The organism is Dehalococcoidales bacterium (genome assembly GCA_028716225.1).
In the GTDB taxonomy this organism is placed as follows: domain Bacteria; phylum Chloroflexota; class Dehalococcoidia; order Dehalococcoidales; family UBA5760; genus UBA5760.
Window position 1 is genome coordinate 1 of the sequence record JAQUQE010000061.1, and the last position, 6,185, is coordinate 6,185.

The following is a 6,185-nucleotide window of genomic DNA, read 5'->3' on the forward strand; positions in this document are numbered from 1 at the left end:
AGATACCATCCGGTAATCCCGTAAGTGGCGGGATCGAGCGTTGTGCTGGCCATAGCCGCTTCACTGTCGGCGGTAAACGTATAGGCCAACTCCACACGTTGCACTCGTCCGTCTACCTGCACCTTTTTTACCACTGGCCCAGTGACCGTTCCGGCGGCAAAGACCATGCATGGTAAGACGCACAAGGTTATTGCCAAAAAACACGTAACGAATCTGCTAATTAGAGATCTCATAATGATTTACTCCTGATTGTTTTATAATCTTCTCGTGCCGTATGTACCCAATCCGGAAAGCAGCGTACCGCCCGCTCCGATCCAACCGGCCTTTCTGCGCTGCGGCGCGGCCCAGTCGTAAATATCCGCCTCGTATCTCTTGCTCGCAGCGGCCGCATCGGCGTTGTACCCGGCAAGCTGAATGTCTTCCTCGTAATCGCGTGTGGTTTGAAGCATTACGTCCAAGGGACTCCCCGAAGAGATATCCAGCCCGGCTCCGGCCATGATATTGGCTTGCTTTCCTACCATTCGGCGCTTTTCTCGGGAGAGCCGCAAAGATTCGCCCTTTGCGGATTCCTGAATGCTTCGGGCTTCTTGCCTTGCTGCCTTAGCGTTTGCCTTCATTGCATCGGCTTGCTGCATCGCGGAGCTTATACCGCCTACCGCACCCAGGCCTGTGCCGAGTATCGACGCTCCGGTTGCCAGCGCAGAGAGCCAGCCACTACCCGCCGCCGCCGCCGGCGCGGCAACCGCCATGCCCGTCCAGGCCGGAACTATTGTTGCCGCCGCGGTTCCCGCCGCAGCCGTACCGCCAATTGCCGCCGGAAGCATTGCCATTAAAGGGGGCATAGTTTAATCCCTCCACCATCCGTATTGAATGTAGTCTTCTTTGTTCGGTCCGAACTGATGGATTAGGCCTTCATTGCGGAATCCCAGGCTTTCAACCCATCTGCTATTTCTATGAAACGATTTATCAATTCGGCACTCGACGCGATGGAATCCATGATTTGCAATGACGTCCTCTATACATCGCTTGCATATTCGATGAAGCACCCGCCCGTATTGCTCAATCGATTCATCGGCCAGTAGGCACGCTTCCGCCGTACCGGGCCACCGCAAACGCACGAAAATAAGGGCTGCGACGGGTCTATCATCTATCAGCAAGGTATATCCCGGTCCAACAGTCTCAAGCAGCGAACGGTATTCATCGGTTTCGATCAAGTCACGAAACTGCGGGGTTAGGTCCCGGATCTTCATCTGCGCCGCGTGCTCCGCCCTGTAAGTTACAATCTCGACTGAATTACCCATTAGTCGTCACCGTAATGATTGCCGCTAATATTGTGCTTGGGTACGGCTCGTCCTGCACAATAAGAATCCGGCCGTCTTGTTCCCATTGCCCGTGCCAGGGAATGCGATAATCCCCGGATACAAGGGTAAGGGGATCCGCCCCGAGCGCAGTAAGGGGGATCGGGTGCAACTTAGCTTCGTCGGGGCCGATTTTACCGCCCACGGTATCAAGCAATCTCAGGGTTACCTCTGCAATTTTTTTCTTAAGCGCCTGCGCCGTTCCGGGCACTAGACCGGCCTCCAGGGGCACTGGTTCGCATATGCAGGTATACTTCAGTCCGGCACAGACATCTGACGCAGCTTCTTCTAGGGTGATTGCCCCCTGATCTACCGTAAAGTCTCCGACATATCGCCCATCAGCGCATACCGATATCTCTTCACCCTCTAAATGGTCATACCCGGTAAAGACCGTATCGGCTGCACCGGAATAAACCACGGCACAATCCAGGCACACGAAATCGGTTAGCGATGAGGCTGTGGAATTATCGGCCATCCGTTCAATGAACCGCGTAGTTGTCTCTCCCACGGTTCGAGCTACAACCATCCATATTTCGTCGTGTCCGGCGGTATCGCCTAAAGACGAAGGAATTGAACAAACAGACTCAATCTTTCCATCAAGCCCATCGGACACAATCCTCGACCAACCCATGACCGACTCTTTGCGATATAACGTAAGGCACGGCATCACCCCGTCGGACCTAACACACATGAGATTGCTGTGCGGCTTGGCGGCATATGCAAACTCTACTATCCCGCCGGTCATAATGGAGGGGGCAAACAGGGTCAAGTCGCTAGGCGTGACACTGTCGGTCTCGAGACTGTATGCCAGCTCTAAAAGCTTATATCGGCTGCGATCCGCAAAGACCAATACTGGGCCGATTTTGATCGGTACAATATTCTGAGCGCTTCCTTCAGTCGATTGTATATCGAGGGTTGGGGGATTGCTCGCACTCATGGGCTCGCTTTTTTGCACCACAAGTCTGGCCTCTTCGCCGATAGTGCCTAGAATCGGGTTCAGGGCGGGACGTATCCATTGTATGCCGTTAGATAATGCCGAGAGAGTGAATGTGTCTGCTTGCGCATCGGTATCGCCCCCCGGAATGAAATTCTCGTAATCCCCGGACCATGAGCGCCACATGCTGTACGGCTGATAGCTCGTTCCGAAAAAACAGAGCCGGTCATCGTGCAGCATAAGACCGCGTGGATATCCGCGTTTAGCCGAAAACGCACCTTCGCGGTAAAACGGGGTAGCGCTTGCAGCGCCCAACTTAACGACCACATCGCCCACCGCGTGAGACCCGTCGGTTACGGCCGTAATTCGAACCACGCCCCATGTCTCCGCTTGCGAAATCGTCAGAGTAGCATTGCCGTTTTGACGGCCCGTAATCCGGCATCGGTAATACATATTCGGTTCGGTCTCGAAGAATGATTGGCGTGTACTACTGTGAAATTCTGCAATTGAGAACCAACTAACGCGGTTTTTGCTTTGCTCGAGTACGGCCCGCCCTACCCATCCGTCGGAAGGGCTTGGGGTTAGATCAACATTAAATGCTCCGTAAAAAATATCCGCGGCCGTATACTCTCCGACAGCATCCATTTTTCTTTGTACCGATTTGCCTGTGTGCCTCAACCTCCAGAGCGAACCAACGTGCCCCGCCTCGAAGAGCTCCGCTAGTCCGGTCGGTTGATATTCAACCTCAATTCTCCAATCCCGGGAGGATAGGGCCGTAACGGCGCCCGTAGCCGTAGCCGCGTACCCGGACACATAGTCGGTGTCATCCGTCACAACGTCAATGGTAATTAGGTCGTCAGGGGTAGCGATACCGATTATAATTGCATAATCAGCATCCGCAGTCATTTCATGGGCCGTTGAAAATGTAAACGTTTTCTCCCCGGTAACGTTGAAGTCTTGCGTATCCGAAGTAGCTAAAGGACTGCCTGTTGCCTTCGCGCCGTCAGACGCATACAAATAAGCGGTTGCCAAATCCGCAGCGGCAGAGGCGGTGATTATGTTTAATTTAACTGTGTGTATTTTCCCCTGAGTCGGGGCCTCAAATAGATACGCCAGGAATTGGCGTGTCGTTGTTAGCACTGCTTCCGGCGTGCCGAGGGTGCCCCCATAAGTTCCGAATTGCGTATATGATCCGTTATAACTGGCGGTCAACGTAATCCCCGTGCCGCTGGTTGCCGACGGAGTAATGTATTTAATGGAATCCGGAGCCATATCGATATAGGGTCCATCGGTCCAGGTGATGGCCGCGAGATTCCACGATGCATGATCGTATCTAGTAAGTTTGTATGCCGGGTAATCTGGATGAGCGATATACATCACATCTCCAGTCTGCGCGAACTGTAGAGAGGGGATCTTTGAAGCCGGCCACGGCGTAGCTAGTTCATAGGGCAGATCACCAGATTCGATTTGAGCGCCGTCTTTGTAAAAACGGAGGTAATATTGACCGAACTCCAAGACATAAGCCTGAGTATTGCTAAAGATAAACGGGCGCAAATATACGTTAGTGGCGCTAGACTTGGCTGTGGCGATGTATTGGGTTCCAGGACGAGATACAATCGGACCTTGCGGAGTAATCAGATAATTCTGCAACTGCCGGCAAGCCATCCCGTACTTTTCCAGGTCAACTCTGCCCTCCATAATAGGAGACCACTCCCCGGCGTTGAATGCGGTTTTAATTACATGAGCGTGAGGCATTTAATTCCTCGCATCCGCAAGACTTGAGTATTTACGTACCGAAACAGTTCCCACCTCAGAGCAGTTGACTGTGGTCGCTTGCCCGTACGCTATATCCGCAAGCGCCGCCATTTTCTGAACTATTGCGTCTGATTTCGTGAATGCGTTGGCAAGTTTTACCGCTAGGGCCTTGGAGAGCGCCTCGCAAAAAAGAGGATCAAACAGGCCCGTCTCTTCCACGCGCGCGAGATATTTTGCATAACAGGTTTCGGAATCCGTTAAAACCGATCCGGCCTCCACGGCATATTGCAATCCGGCGGTAGCGAGTGTCGCCGAATCCAGGTCCTCTCCTTCTTCCGCCGCCGCTAGAAGGCGTAGACAGTCGGACGGTAACTGGTACGCGTACGTATATCCAAACGCCGGGCCATCTTCTAACTGAGCCAACTCGACCCGGGTTACAGCGAACGCCCAAGCGTGCCGTCGCAATAGCGAGTCTCGCGTTAAATCGAAAAATTGCTTGCACTTGACCGCGTTGGCATCGTCGGTATCGTCAATATCGGCTATCGGGTCCATGCCAAGCAGACCCAACGCATCGTTACAAATATCTTCACGGCTTGCCATTTATCACCCTCCGGTTAACTGCCTCCCAGCTTAGACAGAGTCGGCATAGACCCGCCGCCTGCATAACGCCCGACCGACTCTCCGGCGAAGATGCTCTGTTGTTTGCCCAACGCGCGCATGCGACGCATTCTTTCTGCGTTGGCCGCATTTTCGGTTGTGGCATCGTCCACCTTGGGAGCCGGTATTTTGGGAGTGTCCGGCGTGCCCCCGAATAGTCCGCCCATTGTTACACCTCCACCCACCATATGGATTGGTCCGATTGAACAGTAGATCCAAATATGTCATCTACGGTACGCTTGACTTCGGGCCATCCGTAATAGTCATAGTCATGACCGCATATTAATTTACGCACCTTTGGCAACCACGCGGCAATGTCCGCCCTTACCGCTTCTGCGCCATGGTCCCCATCGATGAACACCATATCAACGCTTTTGTCTGTAAAGTCTTTAGCGGCCTCGATGCTTGACTTTCTAATCACCGCACGATTAGGAAAGTCCGCCGTATTGGAGATGAACGCTTCGTAGTGCTCTGAAGGGTTTATGTCTCTATTTGAGGCGTCAGCAAACGAATATTCCGTGGACCATGGATCGACACAGTACACCAAGCCGGAACAGCCGCTAAGTAGGGCGTGGGCACTCCGTCCCTTAAAACAACCCACTTCCACAATCGAATCCATCTCTCGAGCTTTATTGTAAAGCCACTGCAATTCACGCAACGCCATAAATCCGTCGATTTTATTGCCATGATAGCCCGGATCGTTGGCGCCACCTGGAAGCCTGGATAGATACTCGTGGTAATTGCCTATAAATGGTTGGTCCGCGCCAAGCGGAGACCTGCCCCAATGCACGACGTTAATATGAGGATCTACCCACAGCGGGCGGTTCATTTCGATAGCCCAGCGCCTACAGAAATTGCAATCCTCGCCCCACCACTGCTTTCCTATCCTCTCTGTATCGAAAAAATTCAGATACGTTTCGCGCAGTTCGGCCTCCGGCGTATATTCGCACACTTCGAGGGATTCCCCGTATTTCGCCTGGATGTCCGCAAACACCGACCGACCGATACGCATAAACCCGGTCGGAACTCCCCAGCACGAAATTAGTTCCGATAGTCCGCCCATTACGGGTCTGCCTTCCGGATCGGTCTTTAGCCATATCGGATAAGTTTCTTCCCATGTTTTGTGCCGATACGCGCCGCCAACTATTTCTACAGGCCATGAGAGCAGCCGCAATAGGTCGTCAGGGGTCCACTCGATATCGGCGTCAATGAATACGAGATCGGTTGCTTCGGATTCCAGGAACATCTTCACGAGATAGTTCCGTGCAACCGGGAGATAACAGCATCCGGGAAGAGGTTGCCAGTGAGCCGTAACCCCCGCGTCCCGTAGAACGCGGAGGCTCGACTTTAGCGATTCCTCGAATTGCGGGATAACTCTACCGTCGTAAGCCGGAGTCGCTAAAAAAACATGCATTTACGCGCTCCCCTTAATCAGTCCAAGCGTGACTAAATCGGATCGCAACTGGTTGACGAGGGTGCGG

7 protein-coding genes are annotated in these 6,185 nt (G+C 53.2%); all 7 read right to left on the reverse strand.

The window, feature by feature from the left end; all coding sequences use genetic code 11:
- The coding region (locus PHI12_12880) for a hypothetical protein (protein MDD5511685.1) at window positions 1–233 on the reverse strand (233 nt) is incomplete at its 3' end.
- A gap of 21 nt (window positions 234–254) precedes the next feature.
- Window positions 255–842: a hypothetical protein gene (locus tag PHI12_12885; GenBank protein MDD5511686.1), complete on the reverse strand. Its 588-nt coding sequence runs from the start codon at window positions 840–842 to the stop codon at window positions 255–257.
- A gap of 3 nt (window positions 843–845) precedes the next feature.
- Window positions 846–1,301 (reverse strand): hypothetical protein, encoded by a 456-nt coding sequence (locus PHI12_12890; protein MDD5511687.1) that lies wholly within the window; start codon window positions 1,299–1,301, stop codon window positions 846–848.
- A complete protein-coding gene (locus PHI12_12895) occupies window positions 1,294–3,990 on the reverse strand; it encodes a hypothetical protein (protein MDD5511688.1) in 2,697 nt (898 codons plus the stop codon). The genes PHI12_12890 and PHI12_12895 overlap by 8 nt, the downstream gene beginning before the upstream one ends.
- 57 nt (window positions 3,991–4,047) lie before the next feature.
- Window positions 4,048–4,647 carry a hypothetical protein gene (locus PHI12_12900; GenBank protein MDD5511689.1) on the reverse strand — a complete coding sequence of 200 codons (600 nt, stop codon included), beginning with the start codon at window positions 4,645–4,647 and terminating at the stop codon, window positions 4,048–4,050.
- A gap of 14 nt (window positions 4,648–4,661) precedes the next feature.
- Window positions 4,662–4,871 (reverse strand): hypothetical protein, encoded by a 210-nt coding sequence (locus PHI12_12905; GenBank protein MDD5511690.1) that lies wholly within the window; start codon window positions 4,869–4,871, stop codon window positions 4,662–4,664.
- A gap of 2 nt (window positions 4,872–4,873) precedes the next feature.
- Entirely contained in the window at window positions 4,874–6,118 is a 1,245-nt protein-coding gene (locus PHI12_12910) for a class I SAM-dependent methyltransferase (GenBank protein ID MDD5511691.1), read from the reverse strand.
- Window positions 6,119–6,185: the final 67 nt, after the last annotated feature.

What these genes read in the sequence shown, in the direction of transcription:
- PHI12_12885 (MDD5511686.1), bottom strand. Translation starts at nt 842, where the DNA reads ATGCCCCCTTTAATGGCAATGCTTCCGGCGGCAATTGGCGGTACGGCT.
- PHI12_12890 (MDD5511687.1), bottom strand. Translation starts at nt 1,301, where the DNA reads ATGGGTAATTCAGTCGAGATTGTAACTTACAGGGCGGAGCACGCGGCG.
- PHI12_12895 (MDD5511688.1), bottom strand. Translation starts at nt 3,990, where the DNA reads ATGGAGGGCAGAGTTGACCTGGAAAAGTACGGGATGGCTTGCCGGCAG.
- PHI12_12900 (MDD5511689.1), bottom strand. Translation starts at nt 4,647, where the DNA reads ATGGCAAGCCGTGAAGATATTTGTAACGATGCGTTGGGTCTGCTTGGC.
- PHI12_12905 (MDD5511690.1), bottom strand. Translation starts at nt 4,871, where the DNA reads ATGGGCGGACTATTCGGGGGCACGCCGGACACTCCCAAAATACCGGCT.
- PHI12_12910 (MDD5511691.1), bottom strand. Translation starts at nt 6,118, where the DNA reads ATGCATGTTTTTTTAGCGACTCCGGCTTACGACGGTAGAGTTATCCCG.